This window comes from Halosimplex carlsbadense 2-9-1 (assembly GCF_000337455.1).
Lineage (GTDB): Archaea > Halobacteriota > Halobacteria > Halobacteriales > Haloarculaceae > Halosimplex > Halosimplex carlsbadense.
This window is the reverse complement of record NZ_AOIU01000008.1, coordinates 219,008-241,058: the sequence shown is the minus strand read 5'-3', so window position 1 is coordinate 241,058 and position 22,051 is coordinate 219,008. Positions and strand designations below refer to the sequence as shown.

Below are 22,051 nucleotides of genomic sequence, written 5' to 3'. Positions count from 1 at the left end.
TCACGGTTCGACCCGAAACGAGGGGGTTCCCACGCCGTCGCTACTCGAAGTCGTGGATGCGCAGGTCGAGCGTGTCGAGCGAGACGATGGGCGCGAAGGCCACGTCGGGGTCGATGTTGACGCTCTTCTGGAAGTCCGTCTGTGCCTGCCAGCAGCCGGAGTTGATGGCGAGGACGTTGTGGTACTTGCCGTACCCGAGCTTGTGGACGTGGCCCGTGTGGAAGATGTCGGGGACCGACTCCATGACGAGGTAGTCCTCCTCCTCGGGCGCCAGGCGGGTCTGGCCGCCGAACTGCGGGGCGACGTGCCGTTTTTTCAGCAGCTGGTACATCGGCTTGTGCGGTTCGTCGTAGCTGGCCTTCTCGTCCGGGAGTTCGGCGATCACCTCGTCCAGCGAGACGCCGTGATACATCAGCACGTCGACGCCCTCGACGGTCACGGTGGACGGGTTACCCGAGATGCGCGCGTCGTGAGCGGTCATGATGTCCCGGAGGTCCTCGTCGAAGGCGGGCTGGGGCTCGGCCAGCCGGACCGCGTCGTGGTTGCCCGGGATCATGATTATCTCCATGTCGCCGGGCACCTCCTTGAGGTACTCGCTGAACCGCTCGTACTGCTCGTAGATGTCGACGATGTCGAGTTCCTCGTCCTGGTTGGGGTAGACGCCGACGCCCTCGACCATGTCGCCGGCGATGAGCAGGTACTCCACCCGGTCGGCGTCGGCGGTGTGGAGCCAGTCGGTAAAGCGGTGCCAGGCGTCGGCCTCGAACTCCTGGCTGCCGACGTGGACGTCGCTGATGAGCGCCGCCTCGACGTCGCGGTCGGCCGTCGACGGCTCGTAGGTCCGGGGGATCTCGGGAAAGTACAGCGAGTCGACGAAGAGGATGCCGCCGTCGTCGGCCAGCGTCCCGTCGACGGCGATCACCTCGTCGAGCAGGAGTTCGTTCACCAGGTCGGCGATGTCGCGGTCTTTCATCACCAGACAGGGGAACGTGCCGTTGGTGTCCTCAAGTTCGACCAGCCAGTGACCGCTGGCGGTCGAGCGGATGTCCGAGACCATCCCGACCATCGCCGCTTCGCTGTTGCCCGGCATCGACTCGATGGCGTCGGTCGGCCGGTGGTTGACCCGTCCGCGCAACTGCTTCGAGAGCTTCTCGTAGCGGTCGCGGAACACCGAGACGAAGTCGGAGTACTCACCCGTCCCCGTGCTCTGGATATCCCCCTCGATGGCGATCGACTGCTGGTCGGGATCCGCGGGCGTCCGTCCGTCGCTCGGGGCCGTGTCGCCGGATCGACCCCCCTCGCCGCCCGCGCCGACCCCCTTCGTTTCGACTGCAGCGCTGGCACCGCCGTCCTGGGATTCGTTCGCGGCCGTTCCAGTTGAAACAGAGGGGTCTTCAGTCGGGGGAGCGTCGGCGTCTGCTGCGGTCGGTTCCGGGTCGGTTCGGTCGGCAGAACCACCGGACCGCGACCGGGTATCGACGACTTCTTTGACGTGGTCGGCGGTGAGTACGACGGCGTCGTCGGGGACCGTTTCGAGTGTACGTTCGAGGGCGCCGGCAGGGTCGGACGCGGAGGCGAGGAGGGTGACCGCCTCGGGTTCGGCGTTGTACCCGTGGCTGGCGAGTTCGTTGGCGACGTGAACCGGCGTCTCGAGCGGCACACTCAGTGATCGGTGGCGGTCCGCAAAAGCGTAGCGAACCCGCGGGACGGCGCTCGCGCGCTGAGGGCGGGTCAGAACATTCAAACGCCCACTGACCCAACGGGCTGGCAATGAGTCCGCCCGGTGACGACGAGCTGCCCTCCGAAGAGCCCGACGGATCCGGCGGTGGCGGGACCGAGTCGGGCGGAAGCGACGCTCGCGGTCCAGACGCGGCCGGCCCCACCACGGGCGACGACCCCACCGATCCGAGTCCGTCCGGTTTCGACCCCGACGGCAGGGCCGACGCCCCCTCCGAATCGCAGGCCGGCGGCGAACGCGGCGAGGGAACGGACGTCGCCGTCAACGGGGGGGCTCCGACTGCGGACGCGGCGCCCACTCGACACGGCGACGCCGAAGCGGCCGAATCGACGGCCGAGAGCGGGGCGCGGACGTTCCTGATCGACGTGGTGTCGAGCGCGCTGGCGGTGTTGCTGGTCGGCGCGTTGCTGTTCGCGGTCAGCGGCGTCTGGCCGCCGATGGTCGCCATCGAGAGTTCGAGCATGGCGCCGCACATGAACACCGGCGACCTGGTGTTCGTCATGGACGAGCAGCGGTTCCCGGGCGACGGCGAGATCGCCGGAACCGGGGTCGTCACGCTCCGCTCGGGCCAGGACAGCGACTACCGGCAGTTCCAGCGCCCGGGGGACGTGATCGTCTACAAGCCCAACGGCGACGACGGGGCCACGCCGATCATCCACCGGGCGATGTTCTACGTGCAGGAGGGCGAGAACTGGTACGAGGAGGCCGATCGCCAGTCGATCGGCCGGTACAGCGAGTGCGGGGAGTCGACCGAAGAGGCGCTGCCGTACTGCCCGGCACCGCACGCCGGCTTCATCACGAAAGGCGACGCCAACGGCGGCTACGACCAGGCCCAGCCGGACCCGCTGAGCGCGCCGGTCAAGGCCGAGTGGGTCGTCGGCACCGCCGAGGTCCGCATCCCGAAGCTCGGGTGCATCCGACTGCGGAACGAGCGGTGTCTGGGCGCCGCCCGCGCGGCGACTACCGACACCGGGCAGACGGTCGACGCGACGCTCGCGGCCGGCGCGGCGAATCGAAGCGCGGTCGCTCCGTAGAGACGAGTCGGGAGTCACGACGAGCGGTCACGGGCGCAGTCGTCGGGTCTGGCCGTGGCCGTCAGTTCGAGTCGCTGTCGAAGCGGGTCTGGACGAACGGCTGGGTGTCCTCGATATCCGACAGCCGCGAGTCCGAGAGGAGGACGGCCTCGGTCTCGTCGATCGGGACCGACAGGGAGATCTCCTTCGTGCGGCCGTAGCGGCCCTTGCTGACGACGACGGCGTTGACGATGCCGAGCATGTCCAGCTCGGAGATGAGGTCGGTGACCCGTCGCTGGGTGAGCGTGTCCACGTCGATCTCCTCGCAGAGCCGTTGATAGACGTTGTACACCTCGCCCGTGTTGATGTTGTGGACGCCGTTTTTCTCCAGCATGATGATGGCGAACAGGACGAGCTTCGACTGGGTCGGGAGGGTGCGGACGACCTCGACGACGCGGTCGAGTTCGATCTTCTCCTGGGCCTTGCGGACGTGGTCCTCGTCGACGTCGTCTGTCTGGTCGCGCTCGGCGAGTTCGCCGGCGGTCCGGAGCAGGTCGAGCGCGCGGCGGGCGTCGCCGTGTTCCTGCGCGGCGAACGCCGCACACAGCGGGATCACGTCGTCGGTGAGCGCGTCGCCCTCGAAGGCGACCTCGGCGCGGTGTTCGAGGATGTCTCGCAGCTGGTTGGCGTCGTAGGGGGGGAAGACGATCTCCTCCTCGCCGAGGCTGGACTTGACCCGGGGGTCGAGGAAGTCGGTGAACTTCAGGTCGTTCGAGATGCCCATGATCGACACGCGCGAGCGCTCCAGCTCGGAGTTCATCCGCGAGAGGTTGTAGAGGGTGTCGTCGCCCGACTTCTCGACGAGCTTGTCGATCTCGTCGAGCATAATAACGACGACCCGCTCGTGGTAGTCGACGGCGTCGAAGAACGTGCTGTACACCCGATCCGTGGGCCACCCGGTCATCGGCACCTGTTCGAACGACTCGCGGTCGTCTTCCAGTTGCTCGATGCGGTCCTCGACGGCGGCGACCGAGTCGTACTCGGTCTCGGCCAGCACCGTCGGGTTCTCGTGCGCGCGCTCGCGGAGCGATTCGAGGTCGTCGAGCTCCTCGTCGATGACCGCTTCGTTCTTCTCGACGAACTTGTTCGCCAGCTGGGCGAGCACGCGGTACTGCGTGTCGGTGACCTCGCAGTTGATGTACTCGACCTCGCAGGGGACCTCGTACTTCTGGGAGGTGGATTCGAGCTCCGTGCTGACGAACTTCGCGCTGGCGGTCTTGCCCGTCCCCGTCTTCCCGTAGATGAGGATGTTCGAGGGCGAGTCCCCGCGCAGCGCGGTCACGAGGATGGTCGCCATGTTGTTGATCTGCTCCTCGCGATGGGGGAGCTTGCGCGGCGTGTAGGAGGGGCGGAGAACCTCCTTGTTCTCGAAGATGGGGTCGCCGGCCAGCAGGTCGTCGAACAGTCCCTGGGAGGCCTCCTCGGGCTCCTCGGACCCGACGTCGTCGAGCATCACGTCGTCGAGTACCGACGAGTCGGCGTCGTCACTCTCGGAGTCGAAGTCGACCCCGGACGAGCCGACGCCGCCCCGGACGGTCGAGGACGAATCGGTGTCGACCGTACTCGCGGTCTCGGGATCCGACTCGTCGTCCGTCGGATCCTGGTCCCCGGCGGCCGACGCTTCGTCCTCACGAGTCGTTCGCTGCTCCCGGTCGCCCGACTGTCCCTCGGCGGCGCGCTCGGACTGTGCCCCCTGGTCACCCGTCGACGGGGGTAGCTGTTCGTCGTCTCCGTCCGCCCCATCCACGAACCGCTGTGAATCGAGCGTCGTATCCTGGTCTGTGTCGTCCCCGTTCATCGTAGTCGTTCGAGTACCGCGAAACCGAACCCCTCTGTTTCGTCTGGAAGTGCCATCGCGCACCCGCGGAGCGCGACTCATACCGATGATATCACCGCGTTCCGTCGATTCCGACGAAACCGGCGAGTCCAGTTGAACCACAAGAACCCGTGGTTGATACGATATTAAATATTTCGGTGACTATCGCGTGGGGGCCCGCGGCGGCGAACGGATCCCGCCGATACGGCGACGTAAACGGAATCTTCGGCAGGCATCACGATACCGAATTCCGTGCCACACCGCCGACCGTTCGAAAGCGACGCGGGGATTGGATCGAACGTGTCGAAGAGACGATCAATAGGCGTGACCCCCCCCCCACCCCTTTGTTTCGGGTGGAACCAGCAAACAGATAGGTAGGGGGTCAGCGACGACCGGCCGCTCTGAATGGAGAGAAAGATTTACCACCTAGACCGTTAAACCAAATCCGCACCAGAGAGAAAACAATATTTCGTCTAGTTTTATGTCTAGTTGTAGAGCGTCTATGTTTCCTAGTTATCTTGAAATCACCGCAGGTTATTCTAGACTAGGTCGGAATCACCGAGACGCATCCCGTTCCGACCTCGGTCCGAGGACACGTCCCGTCACCGTTCGAGCGGCCCCTACGGGTCCCGGTCGTTCCAGTTGAAACGAAGGGGTGGGGGGTCCGGTGGAATCACTGTGTCGAGTGAACAGGGGACATCCAATCGAATTCCCGATGGACCGGACCGACTCCTCCGTCCCGGTTCGAGTCGACATGGCCACCCCCTGTCCGTCGGGTTGGGCTGGGTCACTCGTCTACTGGTGACACCGTGATCTCTTCCCGATCGTCCCGCGGTCGTCCCACGACCGTCTCCCCCCCTGCTGACTCTCTTCGACGCTTCGCTCGTAACTCCGGTGACGGAGGCTGAACCGACCGAATTCCGCCGTTGTTGTAGAATTATTTATATATGTCTGACGTAGGCTTAAGTGAGTCGGAGCGGCTTATTCGCTCAGACGCGCCTTCGCGGCGCAGGAGGATAGGATGGGACTGTTCACAGAACTCAAAGACAGTATTTCGCGGGCAGCATCGACGCTGTTCTCCGAGGAGGATCCGAAACGTATCGGTATCTACGGCCCGCCGAACGCGGGGAAGACGACGCTCGCCAACCGCATCGCCCGGGACTGGACCGGGGACGCGGTCGGTCCCGAGAGTCACGTCCCCCACGAGACGCGCCGGGCTCGCAGGAAGGAAGACGTCGAGATCGAGCGCGACGGCAAGACGGTCAACATCGACATCGTCGACACGCCGGGCGTGACGACGAAGGTCGACTACACGGAGTTTCTCGAACACGACATGGAGAAAGACGACGCGGTCCGTCGCTCCAGGGAGGCGACGGAGGGCGTCGCGGAAGCGATGCACTGGCTCCGCGAGGACGTCGACGGCGTCATCTACGTGCTCGACTCGACGGAGGATCCGTTCACACAGGTCAACACGATGCTCATCGGGATCATCGAGAGCCAGGACCTGCCAGTGTTGATCCTCGCGAACAAGATCGACCTGGAGGAGTCGTCGGTCCAGCGGATCCGCAACGCGTTCCCCCAGCACGAGACGACGGAGCTGTCGGCCCTCGAAGGTGACAACATGGACGAAGTGTACGACCAGATCGCGGAGTACTTCGGGTGAATCATGGCTGAAGCACGACACCCCGAAGACGAAGACGGAGTGCAGATCGACCTGATCAGCGCCGAGCGAATGGACGGCAAGACGACGATGGAGAAGATCCGGATGATCTTAGACGGCGTCCGGGACAACAACATCGTCATCCTCGAAGCCGGGCTCACGCCCGACGAGGAGTCGCGGCTCATCGAGGTCACCATGACCGAGATCAGCCCCGACGAGTTCAACGGCATCGAGATCGAGACCTACCCCAAATCGCAGGCGGACGACTCGAGCCTGCTCGGCCGACTGATGGGCAAAGAGGAGACCAAGAAGCTGACCGTCATCGGACCGGCCAACCAGATCGAGACGCTTCACAAGGACGAAACCCTCATCAGCGCGCTCGTCTCACGGAAATAGTCAGGCATGCCCCACCAGTGTACGAGCTGCGACCGGACGTTCGCCGACGGCTCCAAGGAGATGCTGTCGGGCTGTCCGGAGTGTGGCGGCACGAAGTTCCAGTTCCGTCCGGACGGCTTCGACGGTGCGAGCGACTCGGGCGGTCCGGACGCGAGCGACGGTGGGGTTTCCGATCCGACGCCGGAGTCGCCGCCCGAGCCGACCGATCGGCCGGGCGACTCGGTGAGCCGGACGGTCGGCAACGCCGCCGCGACGGTTCGTGACCTGGTCGGCGGGTCGGCCGGAAGCAATGCCACCGAGGCGCGCCCGCCGTCGGAGTCGAGCGGTGCGGGCGCTTCGCCCGACACCGCAACCACGGGCTCCGCGAACGCGGGCTCCTCGACGGTGACCAGCGAAGGCTCGGACCCGACCGCGGAGGCCGACGGCTCGTTCGACGACGACATCATCGTCGCCGAGTCCGAACCCGGGACCGAAGACACCGCACAGGCCGACGCGCGTAGTCAGCTCGTCGACCCCGACGAGATGCCCGACTCCGACGGGTTCGACCCGGCGGACGCCGACGAGGCGGGTGAGGCGGCCGACCCGTCACCCGACGGCGTGGCGGCCGAACAGGCCGAAACCGACGTATCAGCCCGCGAGGGACCCGATGAGGACTCGGCGAACGGGCGCACCGTCGCGGAGGAACCGGACGCCGAGCGGGCGGACCGACCGGATCTGGCCGAGTTGCGCGAGGAACTCAACGACCAGTTCGAGAGCATCCGGGTCCTCGAACCCGGGCAGTACGAACTCAACCTGATGGAACTGTACGACCGCGAGGAGTACATCATCGCGCTTCAGGAGGACGGCCGCTACAGCATCCAGGTGCCCGAGACCTGGCGCCAGGCCGACGCCTGAACCCACCCTCCTGCGCCGCTCACCCCCCGGTTTCGACTCGACACCCTCCCCACCGGCGCCCCGGCGATGCGATATCCCGACTCACCGCTCCGACGCCGATGCCGGGCTCCGGGACTCGCTCCGACTCACCACGCCCCCGCGATCGCCAGTGCAGGCACAACCGTTATACTCTCGGCCGTCGATATCCGCGCTAACGGAGGGGTACCCGTGAGTCACCAGCGCACGCATCTCGAGGAGTGGGCGTCACTGCTCGACGAGCGAGTGTCCGAAGAAGCCCTCGACGAGGGGCGCCGAACGGACGGTCGTGCCGACCGGTCGGAGCCGCGTCGAGGTAGATAACTCGTCAGTGCCGCGTCGTCGTCACTCCTCGCTCGTCATCTGATCGTACTGGTCGGAGAGCTTCTCGGCCGCGTCGTCCATCAGTTCCCGCTCGTACTCGGAGAGTTCCCACTCGACGACCTCCTCGACGCCGTCGGAGCCGAGCTTGACCGGGACGCCGAAAGCGGTGTCCTCGTAGCCGAACTCGCCGTCGAGGACGACCGAGCCCGGCAGCACCTCGCCGGTGTCGTGGAGGATGGCCTCGACCATGTGGGCGACGCCGGTCGCCGGGCCCCACTCGGTCGCGCCCTTGCGTTCGATGACGTTCATCGCCGACTCCTGGAGGTCTTCGAGGATGGCCTCGCGCTCGTCGGCGTCGAACTCGGGGTCGCGACCGTCGACGCGGACCTTCGAGAACATGGGGACCTGCGCGTCGCCGTGCTCGCCGAGGATGGTCGCCTCGACGTTGCCGACCTGTGTATCGAACCGTTCGGAGAGGACGTAGCGGAAGCGCGCGGAGTCCAGCCGACCGCCGAAGCCGACTACTTTCTCGCGTGCGCGCGAGCCCGTCTCGTAGAGGTGGCGGTTGAGCAGGTCCACCGGGTTCGAGGTCGTCACCGTGACGAAGTCCTCGTTGTGCTCGGCGATCGACGAGCCGATGTCGTCCATGATCGGCGCGTTGTCGCCGGCGAGGTCGATGCGGGTCTGGCCCGGCTGGCGCGGGATACCGGCCGTGATGACGACGACGTCCGAGCCGGCGGTGTCCTCGTAGGTGCCCTGCCGGACGGTCGTGTTCGAGTCGTAGGCCACGCCGTGGTTGGCGTCGGCGGCCTGGCCGATCGTCACGTCCTCCTGGTCAGGGATGTCCACGAAGACGAGGTCGTCGACGATGTCCCGAAGCGCAAGGTTGTACCCCGCTGCCGCCCCGACGGTGCCCGCCGCACCGACGATGCTAACTTTCGTCATATCACGTCAAACTGTGCCACGTTCAGTGGGTAAATCTATCGAAACCCGTCCGCTGGGGCCGTCGTTCGTCCATTAGCGGTTCGACAGCCGTCGATCTTTTCTTTCGGTGTGGCAGTGGCTGGGCGGGGCGACCGCGGGGCGGCCGTGCCGACGGTCTTTTTGGCGGTCGCGGGTATCCTACGGGTATGAGCGACTTCGACAAGGAAGCCGAGCGCGAGCGGCTCCGCGAGAAGTACGAACAGGACAAGCAGAAACGGGAGGCCAGCGAGCGGATGAGCGACCTCCTGCTGAAGGGCGCGACGATGACGAACGCCCACTGCAACGACTGTGGTGACCCGATCTTCCGCTACGACGGCGACGAGTTCTGCCCAACCTGCCAGCGCGTGGTCACGAACGACGAGGCCGTCGAGGAAGCCGCCGAAGGTGAGGGGCAGGTCGACGAGCCCGTCGAGACGCCCGAGGAAGCCGGAGAGGCCGGTTCCGCGGAAGCGGACGGGACGACCGACCGGCCCCAGACGGCCGAGAACGGTGACACTCCCGACCACATCGAGGTCAAACAGCCCGACGGTCCCGCCGTCCGGACCGGTGCCGACGAGGCCGGCGCCGGGGAGTCGGCGGTCGAGGGAGCGAGCGCCAACGCCGGTTCGGCGCGCAGCCAGCACCAGCCCACACAGGAGCAGTCGAGCCAGCAGCCCACTCAGCAGCAGTCGAGCCAGCAGCCCACACAGGAGCAGCCGAGCCGGCAGCCCACTCAACAGCAGCCGAACCAGCCGCACGAGCGACCGTCCCGGAACCCGTCGGAAACGTCGGCCGCACCGACAGCATCGGGCGACGACTTCGGTTCGGCCCGCGCGTCGCTGGTCCGGACCCTCCGGAAGCACGCCGAACGCGCCGAAAACGCCGACGACCCACGCCGTGCCCGCGACCACCTCGCGGCGGCCCGCGAAGCGGCCGAGGCCCTCGGCGCGCTGTCCGGGTCGTACTGAGAAGAACCGCCCACCGCGTTTTCCCCCACTGCGGCCGACTTCCCCGGTCGGCAGCCGCCGGCCCTACGTTTCCAGTGCGTCGCAAGCCGCGTCGAGCGCCTCGCTCGGGCTCGGACACTTCTGAAGCGTCTCGCCGCCCTCGGTGTGGACGAGCCGCGGGAACTTCGAGCGCGTGTCGAGGACGCCGATCCCGGGTAGCGTGTCGACGCCGACCTCGATGTCGGAGAAGGCGTCGAACCGCGGCGTGCCGTCGGTCATCGCCGTCGCCCCCCCGGCGTCGACCTCGGCGGCCGCCGGCCCTTCGGCCGAGTCGGCGAGGACCGGATAGGTCAACTCGTACCGGCGCCGCCAGTAGCCGGCCCGCTCGGCGGTGTCCGGGAGCGCGGCGACGACGGCCACGTCCTCGGCGGCGAACTCGTCGAACGCCTCGCTGTAGGCCGTGGCCCGCTCGCGCGACACCTGGCAGTAGTGGTCTCGCAACAGGAGTACGACCACGGCGTCGAACTCGCCCGCGAGATCGTCGCTCGCGACCGTGTCCGGCCCTGGCCCCCCGTTCGGCAACTCGAACCTGACGATCCATTGCATGCCGTCGCTCATCTATAGCCCCCTGCTGTTATCAACTTTGAACCCAGGGGTAATCGTTGTTTTGATTGTTCAATATCTCGACTCGAAACGAAGGGGTGTCGGACTGCCGAGACGGAACGCTGTGTGGCGGTCGACCTCGCGGGTCAGCCGTCGTAGTCGCTTCCTACCACTTCACGGATGCGTTGTGCGGTCACTTCGCCGACGCCCTCCGCGGCCATGAGATCGTCGGCGTCGGCGGTCATCACGGCCTCGACGCTGCCGAACTCCGCGAGCAGGGATTCGGCGGTCACGGGGCCGACCTCGGCGACGCTGGCGACGACGTACTCCTGCTGTTCGGCCAGCGTCTTCGAGCTCTTTTCGCCGTGGACGCTGACGGTCCTGTCTTCGTCCTCCTGCTCGCGGGTCGCGATGGTCGCCATGAGTTCCCGGGTCTCGTCGGCGTCGGTCGTCCGGAGGACGCTCGCGCCGAAGTCGACGGCGATCGAGGCCAGCGCGCCGTTGATAGCGTTGGGGTGGACGTTGCGCTCGCCGTAGAGGTCCTCGCCCTCGACGACGACGACGGGTCGGGCGTAGTAGCGGGCCGCGTCGGTGAGCTGCTCGAACAGCGAGCGTTCGTCGTCGCCGGTCAGCGTGTCCAGGAAGTCCGATACGGTCTTGCGCTCAACGACCACCCGGTCAGAGAGCACGTAGTCGCCGACCGCCAGCGTCTCCAGGCGCGTCACGACGCCGTCGGTCCGCGAGAGGTCCTTGGCGATCGCCGCGTCCAGCTCGCGCTGGTCGACGACGACTTCCACGCTCTCGTCGTCCGCGCTCGCCGTTGCGACCTCCCCGTCGGGCTCGTCGCGGTCCGCGGTGTCGTCGGCTGGGGCGGCGTCGCCACCAGCACCGGACTCGCCACCGGCGAACGCGTCCAGTCCCGCTTGCCCGTCGCCGTCGCCGGACGCTTGCGAGGTGGTTGCGGAGTCCCCAGTTTCGGGTGCAGCGTCGTCCGCCTCCGATGTAACTTCGCCCACTTCGGCTACCGATTCGCCCCCCGTTTCGTGTGGAGCCGAACCGTCACTGCCGTCCGCGTCGGCACTATCGCTGGCGTCGGCGCCACCGCCAGCGTCGGCGAACTCGTCCATCCCGGTCTGGGTGAGTTCGCTCTCGATCTCGCCGGCCATCGACTTCAGCGAGCGCAGTTCCTTCTCCATGCGCTTCTGGTCGTTGCGGGCCTTCCAGAAGTACGCCTCGTCGCGGGTGTCCTCCGCGAGCAGCACCGACACCGCCCCCTCGGTCTGGCGGCCGGTCCGGCCCTTGCGCTGGATGGCGCGGATGGCGGTCGGGACGGGCTCGTAGAAGAGTACGAGATCGACCTCGGGCACGTCCAGCCCCTCCTCCGCCACGGACGTCGAGACCAGCACCTCGAACTCGCCGGCGCGGAACTCGTCCAGCGTCTCCTGTTGCTCGTTCTGGGTCATCCCGTCGCTACCCTCGGTGTCGGACTGGCCGACGAACTTCCGGGCGGTGAAATGCTCGCCGAGGAAGTCCGTCAGCGTCTCCGCCGTGTCTCGCGATTCGGTGAAGACGATGACCCGGTCGCCGTTCTCGATGCCGAGCGTCTGGGCGATGAGCATCCGCGTCCGCCGGAACTTCGGGTGGAGGTCGTCGTAGTCCTCGGCCCGCCTGATCGCCTCCCGGACCTTCGGCTCGGAGATCATCCGCTGGTCGGCCTTCGAGGCGCCCGACGACCGGGCGGCCTGTTTCTGCCGTTCGAAGTACCGGCGGAGGCTCTCGACGCTCTGGGTCTCGGCGTAGGTGACGGCGGTCCGTAGCTTGCGGACCTCCGCGAGGAAGCTCATCCCCTCGTACCCCTCCGACTGGTCGTTGTTCATCAGATCCCGCAGCTGTCCCTGGATCTTCTGGATCTCCCGCTCGGACACGTCGGCCTTGCTGGTGTTCGTGACGCCTAGCTCTCGGAGCTTCGCGAGGCGGTCCTCGATGACCTCGTTGATCGCGTCCCGGAGCTCGATCACCGTCTCGGGCAGCTCGATCCGTTCCCAGTCGACGCTGGTCTCGTGGGTGTAGGTCGACACGTCGGCGTCGTCCTCGGTCATCACCTCGACCTGGGCGAGCCCGAGGTTGGCGCAGACTTCGAGGATGGCCTCCTCGTCGTCGCCGGGGGAGGCGCTCATGCCGGTCGCGAGCGAGTCACGGGCCTGTTCGTGGTAGCGCTCGGCGATGTAGTTGTACGCGTAGTCGCCGGTCGCGCGGTGGCACTCGTCGAAGGTACAGTGGACCACGTCGGTCAGGTCGATGCGGTTGCCGACGAGGTCGTTTTCGACGACCTCGGGGGTCGCGACGACGATCCGGGCGCCCGACCACAGATCCGCGCGGTCGTCCGGGCGGGTGTCGCCAGTGTAGACGACGATCTCGTCGTCGGGGACTTCCAGCGCCTCGCGGTAGAACTCGGCGTGCTGGGTGACCAGCGGCTTGGTCGGCGCGAGCAGCAGCGACTTGTTCACCACGTCGCCGGCCAGCCGGTCGGCGGTGACCAGCAGGCTCACCGTCGTCTTGCCCAGCCCCGTCGGGAGACAGACCAGGGTGTGGGTCTCCAGCGCGGCGTCGGCCAGCTTGCGCTGGTAGGTCCGGTCCTCGAGAAAGCCGTCCGCGAGGAGCGGCCCGGAGACCCCCTCGCCCTCGTCGGTCGTCGCCATTTCGTTTGGGTAGTTCCCGCCACCCGATAAGGGTTCAGATACCGCGGCGAAAGTGAAACGGAGCGCCGACGGCGCCGTTCCCGACTCAGGTCCCCGAGGCGACGCTCACGAGTCGCAGTTCCTCCCCGTCCTCGCTCTCTTCGAGGCGAGCGTTCGGGAGCGTACAGGGCCACTCGTCGTAGTCGACCGGCAGGTCGCTCTCGCCGTCGCGCCAGCGGTCGTAGTCGACGTCCTCCCAGTTCACGTCGTAGTCGGCGTGGTCGCCCCACCCCAGCCCGTCCCAGGTGTTCTCGTCGATCTCCGGTGAGGGTTCGAGGTAGAACGCCGCCCGATCGTCGTCGAAGTCCACGATCGTCCCGATGGGTTTGCCGCGGTCGCGGACGAGCGTGCCGAGATACTCCTGCCAGTTCGGGTCGTCGAGCATACCCGCTCTTGCCGGGCGCACCCGATGAACGGCGGGCCTGCCGTGGCAAGCCAGCCGGCGCGCGGCTCAGACCGGCGTCGAGGGGAGGAACTGCATCGCGAGGAACATCGCGACGGCTCCCGCGACGGGGATGGTGAGGTTGTCGTCGATGACGTACCCCCGGATCACCGGTTTGACACCGTCGGCGAGCGTGGCGGCGGCGCCGCCGAGGACGGCCGCGACGGGCGTGACGAACGGGACCGCAAGCAGCGTCGCGACGGCGAAGGTCGTCAGCAGGACGGTGACGTCCTTGGCCGTCCGCAGTTCGCCCGACCCCAGCAGGCCGGAGACGGGGTCGGCGATCGTGAGCATGAGGATCGCCGGGACGGCGACCGCCGGCTCGAAGGCGAGCGCGACGACGGTCATGCTGAAGACGGCGAGGAAGTAGCCGGCGAGGTTGTCCTGTTCGTACTCGCGGGTGAGCTTCTCGTAGACCCACCAGTCCAGGCCGACGACCAGCCGGACGACTTCGAGCACGAGCGCGACGGCGAGCCCGGCGACCAGCAGCGCCTGGACGTGGACCCACTCGACGCCCGGGGCGAACAGGTACGCGAGCGGCACCGCTGTGCCGCTCGCGTGGACCAGTCGACGGGCGATTTCGTCGCGCATTGGTGAGAGCGGGTCCCCCGGATCCCGGCGGTGCCTACAGCTCCGCGAACGCCAGTTCGCCGTCGCGCAGCGCTTCGAGCGTCTCCGGGAGCTCCTCGACGGCGATGCGCTTCTGGGCGGTAGTGTCGCGCTCGCGGACCGTCACGGTGCCGGGCTCGCCCTCGTCGTCGTCCCGGGCCTCGCCGACGGTCGCGTAGTCGACGGTGACGCAGAAGGGGGTGCCGACCTCGTCCTGGCGGCGGTAGCGCCGACCGATGGCCCCCGAGTCGTCGTACGCCACGGAGAGGCCCCGCTCGCGAAGGTCCGCCGCGATCTCGCGAGCCTCCTCGCCGAGGCCGTCGCGGTCCATCAGCGGGAAGACCCCGACGGTCGTCGGCGCCACTTCTGCGGGCAGTTCGAGGAACGTGCGCTCCTCCCCGTCGACCTCGTCCTCGCGGTAGCAGTGGTCGAGGACGGTGTACAGCGCGCGGTCGATCCCGAGCGACGGCTCGACCACGTGGGGCAGGAAGTGCTCGCCGGATTCGGTCACCTCCTCGACGGCGAAGCCGGTCTGGCTGACGGGCACGTCGAACGAGTCGCCGTCGACCTCGACGGTGACCTCGCCGTCCTCGCCGGCGGATTCGAAGGCCTCCGGGGTACGCTCGGCGAGATCTTCGAGCGCCTCCGCGACGGCGGCGGCGTCGCCGCCGAACTCCGGCCCCAGGTAGCTCATGTCGGGGTCGACGGTGGGGCGTTCGACCGTGAGGGGTTCGTCGTACTGTTTGAATATCGTGTAGTCGTCGTCGGAGTGTTCGTCGTGTTTCGAGAGGTCGTAGTCGCCGCGGTAGGCGAAGCCGGCGATCTCCACCCAGTCGCCCGTGACGTAGCTCTCGGCGTCCCAGCAGTCGGCGGCGTAGTGGGCGAGTTCGCCCCCGAGGTGCTGGCGGAAGCGGAACCGGTCCATGTCGACGCCGATCGACTCGTACCACTCCGTCGCGACGCCGAGGTAGTAGGCGATCCACGGGTCGGCGACGACGCCCTCCTCGACCGCCTCGCGGATCGTCAGCTCGCGGGCCCCGCCGCCGTCCTCGTTCTGGGCCTCGGCGCTGTAGAACGGCGCGACGACATCTTCGACCGCCGAGAGGTCCGGCTCGTCCGCTTCGGGGTCGATGAACAGCTCTAGCTCGGCCTGGGTAAACTCCCGGACGCGAACCAGCGACTTCCGGGGGCTGATCTCGTTGCGGTAGGCCCGGCCGATCTGCGTGACGCCGAAGGGCACCTGGTTGCGGGCGTACTCCTTGAGCTGGGGGAACTCGACGAAGATGCCCTGGGCGGTCTCGGGCCGCAGATAGCCCGGCGACGACGAGCCCGGCCCGATCGTCGTCTCGAACATGAGGTTGAACTCCTCGATGGCCTGGCCCGCCAGGCCGGTGCCACAGACGGGACAGACGAGTTCGTACTCGGCGATGATCTCGCCGACGCGGTCGGGACCGAGCGCTTCGGCCTCCTCGTAGTCGGTGTTGTCCTCGACGACGTGGTCGGCCCGGTGGGACTCGCCACAGTCGGGGCACTCGACGATCATGTCGTCGAAGCCGTCGAGGTGGCCCGAGGCCTCGAAGACGGGTTCGGGCATCACCGTGGGGGCGTCGATCTCCATGTTGCCCTCCTGGACGGTAAAGCGGTCGCGCCAGGTGTCCTCGATGTTGTCCTTGAGACTCGCACCCTGCGGCCCGAACGTGTAGAAGCCGGAGACGCCGCCGTACGCGCCGGCGCTCTGGAGGAAGAAACCGCGACGCTTGGCGAGTTCCGTCAGGTCAGAACTACGGCCCTCACTCATCGAAGCGCCTCCAGCAGATCCATGTCCCGGACGACGCCGGAGAGCTCGTCGCCCGAAACGAGGGGGATCTGCTCGATGTCGTGTTCGATCATCAGCTGGGCGGCGTCCTGGGCGGTGCGGCGGCCGCTGATGGTGACCAGATCGCTCGTCATGAACTCCGAGACGGGACCGGCGGGGATCTCGACGTTGCGGGTGGGCATGTAGCGCGAGCCGACGGCCTTGACGCTCTCCCACTTCCAGTCGTCGTCGTCGGCGGCGAGGCTGTCGCCGGTCTCTTCCTCGCCCTCGACGACGCGGGCTACGTCGATGATGTCGACCTCGGTGATCATCCCGCTGGTCTCGCCCGCGTCGTCCAGCGCGACGCCGTAGGGGGCGTCGGCGTGGGAGAGCTCGCGCTCGGCGACGGGCAGAGGCGCCCCCTCGTAGACGCAGTTGACCTCGTGCTGGGCGAGGCCGTCGACAGTTACGTCGCCGTTCACGTCGCCGGTGGCGATGGCCCGGACCACGTCGGTGATGGTGACGACCCCTTCGAGTCGGCCGTCGACGACGGGGACCCGCCGGGCGCCCTCGGCGAGCATGAGTCCGGCCAGCTCGGTCAGGGTGGCGTCGGCGCCTGTAGTGGGGACCTCCTCGACGAGCATGGCGAGCTGGTCCTCGTCGGGCTGGTCGATCAGGGCGTCACGGGAGACGAGACCGCGGAACTGTTCGCCGTCGTCGCCCTCGGTGACGACCGGGACCGACGAGAACGCCCGCTCCTGGAGATACTCGAGGACGTCGTCCCGGGTACCGGGTAGCTCGGCCGTGACGAGGTCCTCGCGGGGCGTCATTACGTCTGCGACGTTCATAGTACAGCGTACTCCCAGCCCCAAATACTAAGACCTTACACTTCACCGCTCGCCGGCGAGCGACCACGCCGGCGGGAAAACGCGGCGGCCGCTCACTCCTCGGCGAGCGGGAGCGGCTCGTTCTCGGTGACGACTTCCAGCGCGATGTTCGTCGCGATCGACTCGATGTCGTCGTCGACGAGCAGTTCCTTGATCCGAGCGTTCAGCGACGCCGTGTCGGTGAACTTCCCGATCGCGATCACGTCCTGGCTGCCGGTGACCTCGTAGACGCCCACCATGTCGCCGGCGTCGGCAAGGTCGGCGACGACGGCCTCGATCCCGTCGCCGGCCACGTCGAGGTTGAACACGGCGGTCACTCCGAAGCCCAGCGCGCCGTAGTCGATCCTGGGCCGGTAGCCGTCGATGATCCCGGCGTCCTCCAGCGTCTGCACGCGCTTGGTAGCCGTCGCCGTCGCGATCCCGACTTCGGCGGCGAGCTCGTTCGCGCTGGCGCGGCCGTCGGCCAGCAGCGCGTCGACCAGCCGCCTGTCCGTCTCGTCGATATCGACCATCTGTCCCCCTCCTGGGAACCCTTAGACCGCGTCCCGGCCGGTCTTGCCCGTGCGGATCTGCGTCGCGCTCTCGACGGGGAGGACGAACACCTTGCCGTCGCCCTTCTCGCCGGTGTTGCCGCCCTCGGCGATGGCGTCGACCACGTCCTCGGCGGGGATGTCGGCGACGACGCACTCGATTTTCACTTTCTGGTGGAGGTCGACGACGTACTCCTCGCCGCGCCACTGTCCCTTCTTCGCCGGCTGGGAGCCCCGCCCCGAGACGTTCGTCACCGTCAGCGACGGGGCGCCGATCTCCGCCAGCGCCTGTTTCACGTCGCCCAGCTTGTCCGGGCGCACGACCGCGACCACCATCTTGATCTCGCCGTCGTTGGGAAGCTCTTCGCCGCCGTCCGTTCGAATTTCGGTGTCGGTCATAGTCGTTGAGTTCGCGTTCGCGTGGTCGTCCGTGTCGATACCGTCAGTGTGCGTGTCGTCGGTCATCGGTCAGTCACTCCGTTCGTCCGTAGTTCGTTCGGCGGGAACGTAGTTCTCGCCGGAAACACCGCCGTCAGATCGCGGCTCTGACGAGGTCTGACTCTCTTCGGTCGCCAGACCGCCGTCCGTCCGAACCGTGCCGCCGTCGGCGACCGCCGCACCTTCGTCGCCGAACTCGGGGTAGGTCTCGACGCCGTGTTCGCTCACGTCGAGGCCCTCCTGCTCGTGTTCGCGGCTGACGCGGGCCTGGCCGAGCGCCTTCAGCGCGCCCCAGATGAGGCCGGTCGTGACGACCGTCCAGGCGACGATGACGACGACGCCGGTCAGCTGTGCGAGGAACATGTCGACGCGGCTCGTGTTGCCGAGATAGCTCGGGGCGACGACGATCGGCAGCATGAGCGTCCCGATGACGCCCGCGCTCCCGTGGACGGGGAACACCGCACACACGTCGTCGATGTTGAGCCGCTTCTCGACGATGCTGAAGACGATGGGGAGCTGCGCGCCGGCGACGCCGCCGACGAGGAACGCGCCCCACCACGTCGCGGCGTGGGGGATGGCCGTGATGCCGACGAGGCCTGCCAGCAGGCCGTTGGCGACGTACAGCGTGTCGACCTTGCCCGTCTTCGCCCACGCGACGCCGCCGGCGGCCATCGCACCGGAGGCCATCGCGAGCGTGGTCGTCATCGCGACGCGGCCGAGCTGCTCGCCGAGGAAGGCGCCCTCCCCGTTGAAGATCGCGGAGGTGCCGACGTTGAAGCCGTACCACCCGAACGCGAGCATCAGCGTGCCCAGCACGGCGAAGGTCATCGAGTGGCCCGGGATGACGTTGGCCGAGCCGTCGTCGTTGAACCGGCCGATGCGCGGGCCGAGCACCCACGCGGCGGTGAGGCCGGCGATGCCGCCCATCGCGTGGACGACCGTCCCGCCGGCGAAGTCGTCGAAGGCGACGCCGAACGTCGAGCCGACGAAGCCGTCGATGCCGAGCAGGCCGGCGTCGTACCAGGCCATCCCGGAGACGACCGGGTAGATGACCGCGGCCAGCAGGAACGTGTAGGCCACGTAGGCGCGCAGCTTCGCGCGGCCGGCGACGGCGCCGGAGACGATGGTCGCGGCGGTCATCGCGAAGACGGCGCCGTAGAGCCAGGTGATCCAGTCGGCGGGGGCCTCGTAGCCGAAGGCGGGCGCGAAGCCGCCGCCGCCGACGAGGCTGTCTATGCCGGCACCGATCAGGAAGAACACCGATACCCCGACCGACCAGGTCAACAGGTTCTTGGTCAGCTGGTTCGAGACGTTCTTCGAGCGGACCTGGCCCGCCTCCAGCATGGCGAAGCCGGCGTGCATGAAGAAGATCAGGAAGGTGACTACCAGCACCCACGTGGTGTTTATCGCGTCTATCAGCGTCTGGGTTTCCGTCTGCAGCGCGGTGAGTTCGAGCATGTTGATGTGTTGTCTCGGTGTGGCGCCCGACTGGTTTCGAATCGTTCAGTCGAGCGCTGTTTTGCCCTCCGAACGTTTCGGAGAGTACGGGAGAACTGTGCGGAATCACTCCGTATAAGGGTTGGCTTTACAATGATGCAACTTTCAGGAGTTACGTAGACGCTCGTCAAAATTATAGTAGAGTATTATGGATTTAAGGTTGTATTCCGTCCAGAAACGGTGGGTTGACACGCGTCTAATTTGGACGCTCGTCAACCGAGGATCACGGCAAAATCGGCCTATCCGGGGGGTAGACGCTCTCGCGCGGTCGACGTGACGATCGGCAGTGGAAGGGGGAGGAAAGTGATCGGGTGTGGTTCGACCGCGGGGACGACCGTTACTCCTCGGTGTCGACGGGGAGGCGGTCGTACTCGCAGACGGTGTCGAGGACGATGCTCGTCCGGGCCGACCGCACCTCGGGGTGGGTGAGCACCGACTTGATCTGGGCGTTCAGGGCTTCCGTGTTCTCGAACTTCCCGACGGCGACCACGTCGTCGCTCCCGGTGACCTCGTAGACGCCGACCATGTTGCCGGCGTCGCGCAGGTCGTCGACGACCGTCTCCAGGCCCTCGCCGTCGACGTCGAGGCGGAAGACGGCGGTGACCTCGTAGCCGAAGGCGCCGTAGTCGATCTCCGGTTGATAGCCGTCGATGACGCCGTCCTCTTCGAGGCGCTGGAGTCGCTTCGTGGCGGTCGCGGTGGCGATCTCGGCCTGCTCGGCGAGTTCGCTGGCGCTGGCGCGCCCGTTGTCGAGCAGGGCGTCGATGATCCGCCGGTCAGTGTCGTCCAGTTCTGCCGACATCGAATTTCAGACGGCCCCTGGCCCCGAGTCGCCGGTCCGGACTTGGACGGCGTCCTCGACGGGGAGGACGAAGATCTTGCCGTCGCCGGGCTCGCCCGTCTGGGCGGCGTCGGCGATGGCGTCGACCACGTCCTGGGCGGGGATCTCCGAGACGACGCATTCGATCTTGACTTTCTGGTGGAGGTCGACGACGTACTCCTCGCCGCGCCACTGGCCCGTCTTGGCGGGCTGGGAGCCCCGCCCCGAGACGTTCGTGACGGTGAGCGAGGGGGCGCCGGCCTCGGCCAGCGCCTGTTTCACGTCGCCGAGCTTGTCGGGACGGACGACCGCGACGACCATCTTGATCTCGTCGTCACTCATCGGAGACACCTCCCTGGCTCCCGCCATCCGTGCGGACCTCCGTTCCACCGTCCGCGCTCACGGCCGGGCTGTCGCGGCTGCCGCCGGCGGTGAACTCGGGGTAGACGGAGACGCCGTGTTCGCTCTCGTCGAGGCCGGCCTCCTCCTCGGCTTCGGAGACGCGCAGGCCGAACAGCACGTCGGCGATCTTGAACGCGACGATGCTGGCGAGCACGGTCCACGTGCCGACGACGGCGACGCCGGCGACCTGCATGATGAGCTGGTTGACGCCGAGGAACGTGTAGCCGCCGGAGGCGGTGACGCCGAACAGCGGGATCAGGATGGTGCCGACCGCGCCGGCCATGCCGTGGACGGCGAAGACGCCGCAGACGTCGTCGATCTTCAGCGAGTCGACGACCCAGCGGAACGTCGGCAGGACGAGCGCGCCGGCGAGGCCGCCGAGGATGACGCCGCCCCACCACGTGACGTGGGGGACCGCGCCGGTGACGGCGACCAGCCCGGCGAGCAGGCCGTTGGCGGCCCACAGCGGGTCGGGCTTGCCCTGCCACGCCGAGGAGACGAGCATGGCCGCGACGCCGCCGGCGCCCATGCCGAGCGTCGTGTTCATGACGACCTGGCCCAGCGCACCGCCCTGGAAGGCGACGCCGGAGTCGGTGACCGAGAGGACCGTCGCCTGCGTGCCGACGTTGAAGCCGTACCAGCCGAACGCGAGGAACAGCGTGCCCAGCACCGCGAGCAGCATCGAGTGACCGGGGATGGGCTGGCTGTTGCCGCTGGAGTCGTAGCGCCCCGAGCGGGGCCCCACCATCTTCGCGCCCACGAGGCCGGCCATGCCGCCGCACATGTGGACGATGGTCGCGCCCGCGAAGTCGAGGTAGCCGGCGCCGATGGCCTGGCCGAGGTAGCCGTCACCGGAGAGCAGGCCCGTTCCGCCCCAGGCGATGCCGGGCATCGCGGGGTAGATGACCGCGACCATCGCCGCGGCGACGAAGACGTACGCGCGGAAGTTCATCCGCTCGGCCACGGCACCGGAGACGATGGTCGCCGCGGTCATCGCGAAGACGGCGCCGAAGAACCAGCCGATGTACGCGCTGGGGTCGTTGACGTAGCCCCAGGCGCCGGCGATGTCCAGCGCCACGCCGGGCGTCGTCAGCTGCCCGACGAGCGCGCTGAACGCCGACCCGATGGCGAAGAAGACCAACACGCCGAGCACCCAGTCGGTCATGTTCTTCATCAGGACGTTCCCGACGTTCTTCGCCCGTACCTGCCCGCTCTCCAGTAGCGCGAACCCGGGCTGCATGAAGAAGATCAGGAAACAGACCACGAGGACCCAGACGTTGTTCACGCCGTTGGCGACCTGCGTCGGGTCCAGCTGCAACAGCGCGTCGGCCGCCGGCGCCAGCAGCGCCGTCATGCGACGGTCACCCCTGCCCCGCCTGAGCAGCCCGAATTATATTGATGATCGTATACCTTTCCACCCATTCTCACTACGTTCGTAGTGTACATCTCGATTGAGGGTCATGG

The 22,051-nt window shown here is 67.4% G+C and carries 19 protein-coding genes and 1 pseudogene; 5 read left to right on the top strand and 15 right to left on the bottom strand.

From position 1 onward, the window contains the following. Positions 1-40: 40 nt before the first annotated feature. Positions 41-1,660 carry a DNA-directed DNA polymerase II small subunit gene (locus C475_RS03920; protein ID WP_006882470.1) on the bottom strand — a complete coding sequence of 540 codons (1,620 nt, stop codon included), beginning with the start codon at positions 1,658-1,660 and terminating at the stop codon, positions 41-43. A gap of 110 nt (positions 1,661-1,770) precedes the next feature. Here C475_RS03920 and C475_RS24825 point away from each other — a divergent pair, with 110 nt between their 5' ends. After that, positions 1,771-2,772, top strand: a complete 1,002-nt coding sequence (locus C475_RS24825) for a S24/S26 family peptidase (protein ID WP_006882469.1) — start codon at positions 1,771-1,773, stop codon at positions 2,770-2,772. A gap of 61 nt (positions 2,773-2,833) precedes the next feature. Here the strand turns inward: C475_RS24825 and C475_RS03910 are convergent, their stop codons facing one another. Further along, positions 2,834-4,609: an AAA family ATPase gene (locus C475_RS03910; RefSeq protein WP_006882468.1), complete on the bottom strand. Its 1,776-nt coding sequence runs from the start codon at positions 4,607-4,609 to the stop codon at positions 2,834-2,836. Positions 4,610-5,648: 1,039 nt separating this feature from the next. On the opposite strand from C475_RS03910, the gene C475_RS03905 reads away from it, so the two are divergent. From C475_RS03905 to C475_RS03895, 3 genes are read left to right on the top strand one after another with little or no spacing between them, the layout of a single operon-like run. Continuing rightward, positions 5,649-6,290, top strand: a complete 642-nt coding sequence (locus C475_RS03905; protein WP_006882467.1) for an Era-like GTP-binding protein — start codon at positions 5,649-5,651, stop codon at positions 6,288-6,290. A gap of 3 nt (positions 6,291-6,293) precedes the next feature. Further along, a complete protein-coding gene (locus C475_RS03900; protein WP_049930009.1) occupies positions 6,294-6,683 on the top strand; it encodes a DUF2073 domain-containing protein in 390 nt (129 codons plus the stop codon). 6 nt (positions 6,684-6,689) lie between these two features. Continuing rightward, the gene (locus C475_RS03895; RefSeq protein WP_006882465.1) at positions 6,690-7,577 is read left to right on the top strand and encodes an OapC/ArvC family zinc-ribbon domain-containing protein; all 888 of its coding nucleotides are present in this window, start codon (positions 6,690-6,692) and stop codon (positions 7,575-7,577) included. 360 nt (positions 7,578-7,937) lie between these two features. Here the strand turns inward: C475_RS03895 and mdh are convergent, their stop codons facing one another. Continuing rightward, entirely contained in the window at positions 7,938-8,861 is a 924-nt protein-coding gene (gene mdh, locus C475_RS03890) for a malate dehydrogenase (RefSeq protein ID WP_006882464.1), read from the bottom strand. A 185-nt stretch (positions 8,862-9,046) separates the two neighbouring features. On the opposite strand from mdh, the gene C475_RS03885 reads away from it, so the two are divergent. After that, a complete protein-coding gene (locus C475_RS03885; protein ID WP_006882463.1) occupies positions 9,047-9,847 on the top strand; it encodes an Sjogren's syndrome/scleroderma autoantigen 1 family protein in 801 nt (266 codons plus the stop codon). A 63-nt stretch (positions 9,848-9,910) separates the two neighbouring features. Here C475_RS03885 and C475_RS03880 read toward each other — a convergent pair whose 3' ends face one another. From C475_RS03880 to C475_RS03830, 12 genes and pseudogenes are all read right to left on the bottom strand, one after another. Beyond that, positions 9,911-10,444 (bottom strand): redoxin domain-containing protein, encoded by a 534-nt coding sequence (locus C475_RS03880; RefSeq protein WP_049930006.1) that lies wholly within the window; start codon positions 10,442-10,444, stop codon positions 9,911-9,913. A gap of 131 nt (positions 10,445-10,575) precedes the next feature. Continuing rightward, positions 10,576-13,128, bottom strand: a complete 2,553-nt coding sequence (locus tag C475_RS03875; RefSeq protein WP_006882461.1) for a DEAD/DEAH box helicase — start codon at positions 13,126-13,128, stop codon at positions 10,576-10,578. An 85-nt stretch (positions 13,129-13,213) separates the two neighbouring features. Then, positions 13,214-13,552: a hypothetical protein gene (locus C475_RS03870; protein WP_006882460.1), complete on the bottom strand. Its 339-nt coding sequence runs from the start codon at positions 13,550-13,552 to the stop codon at positions 13,214-13,216. Positions 13,553-13,618: 66 nt separating this feature from the next. After that, positions 13,619-14,200 carry a diacylglycerol/polyprenol kinase family protein gene (locus tag C475_RS03865; RefSeq protein WP_006882459.1) on the bottom strand — a complete coding sequence of 194 codons (582 nt, stop codon included), beginning with the start codon at positions 14,198-14,200 and terminating at the stop codon, positions 13,619-13,621. 34 nt (positions 14,201-14,234) lie between these two features. Then, positions 14,235-16,016, bottom strand: coding sequence for a glycine--tRNA ligase (gene glyS / locus C475_RS03860; RefSeq protein WP_006882458.1), 1,782 nt, complete (start codon positions 16,014-16,016; stop codon positions 14,235-14,237). After that, positions 16,013-16,861, bottom strand: a complete 849-nt coding sequence (locus C475_RS03855; protein ID WP_006882457.1) for a CBS domain-containing protein — start codon at positions 16,859-16,861, stop codon at positions 16,013-16,015. Before C475_RS03855 ends, glyS begins: the two co-directional genes overlap by 4 nt. A 92-nt stretch (positions 16,862-16,953) precedes the next feature. After that, positions 16,954-17,412 carry an Lrp/AsnC family transcriptional regulator gene (locus C475_RS03850; RefSeq protein WP_006882456.1) on the bottom strand — a complete coding sequence of 153 codons (459 nt, stop codon included), beginning with the start codon at positions 17,410-17,412 and terminating at the stop codon, positions 16,954-16,956. A 21-nt stretch (positions 17,413-17,433) separates the two neighbouring features. Continuing rightward, a pseudogene (locus tag C475_RS22165) lies at positions 17,434-17,823 on the bottom strand (P-II family nitrogen regulator); the annotation flags it as partial. Positions 17,824-17,898: 75 nt separating this feature from the next. Continuing rightward, the gene (locus C475_RS03845; RefSeq protein WP_006882454.1) at positions 17,899-19,326 is read right to left on the bottom strand and encodes an ammonium transporter; all 1,428 of its coding nucleotides are present in this window, start codon (positions 19,324-19,326) and stop codon (positions 17,899-17,901) included. A 376-nt stretch (positions 19,327-19,702) separates the two neighbouring features. Then, positions 19,703-20,167: an Lrp/AsnC family transcriptional regulator gene (locus tag C475_RS03840; RefSeq protein ID WP_006882453.1), complete on the bottom strand. Its 465-nt coding sequence runs from the start codon at positions 20,165-20,167 to the stop codon at positions 19,703-19,705. Between the two features lie 6 nt (positions 20,168-20,173). Beyond that, complete coding sequence (locus C475_RS03835; RefSeq protein ID WP_006882452.1) at positions 20,174-20,527, bottom strand: P-II family nitrogen regulator; 354 nt, start codon at positions 20,525-20,527, stop codon at positions 20,174-20,176. Then, positions 20,520-21,941: an ammonium transporter gene (locus tag C475_RS03830; RefSeq protein ID WP_006882451.1), complete on the bottom strand. Its 1,422-nt coding sequence runs from the start codon at positions 21,939-21,941 to the stop codon at positions 20,520-20,522. The genes C475_RS03835 and C475_RS03830 overlap by 8 nt, the downstream gene beginning before the upstream one ends. Positions 21,942-22,051 lie beyond the last annotated feature (110 nt).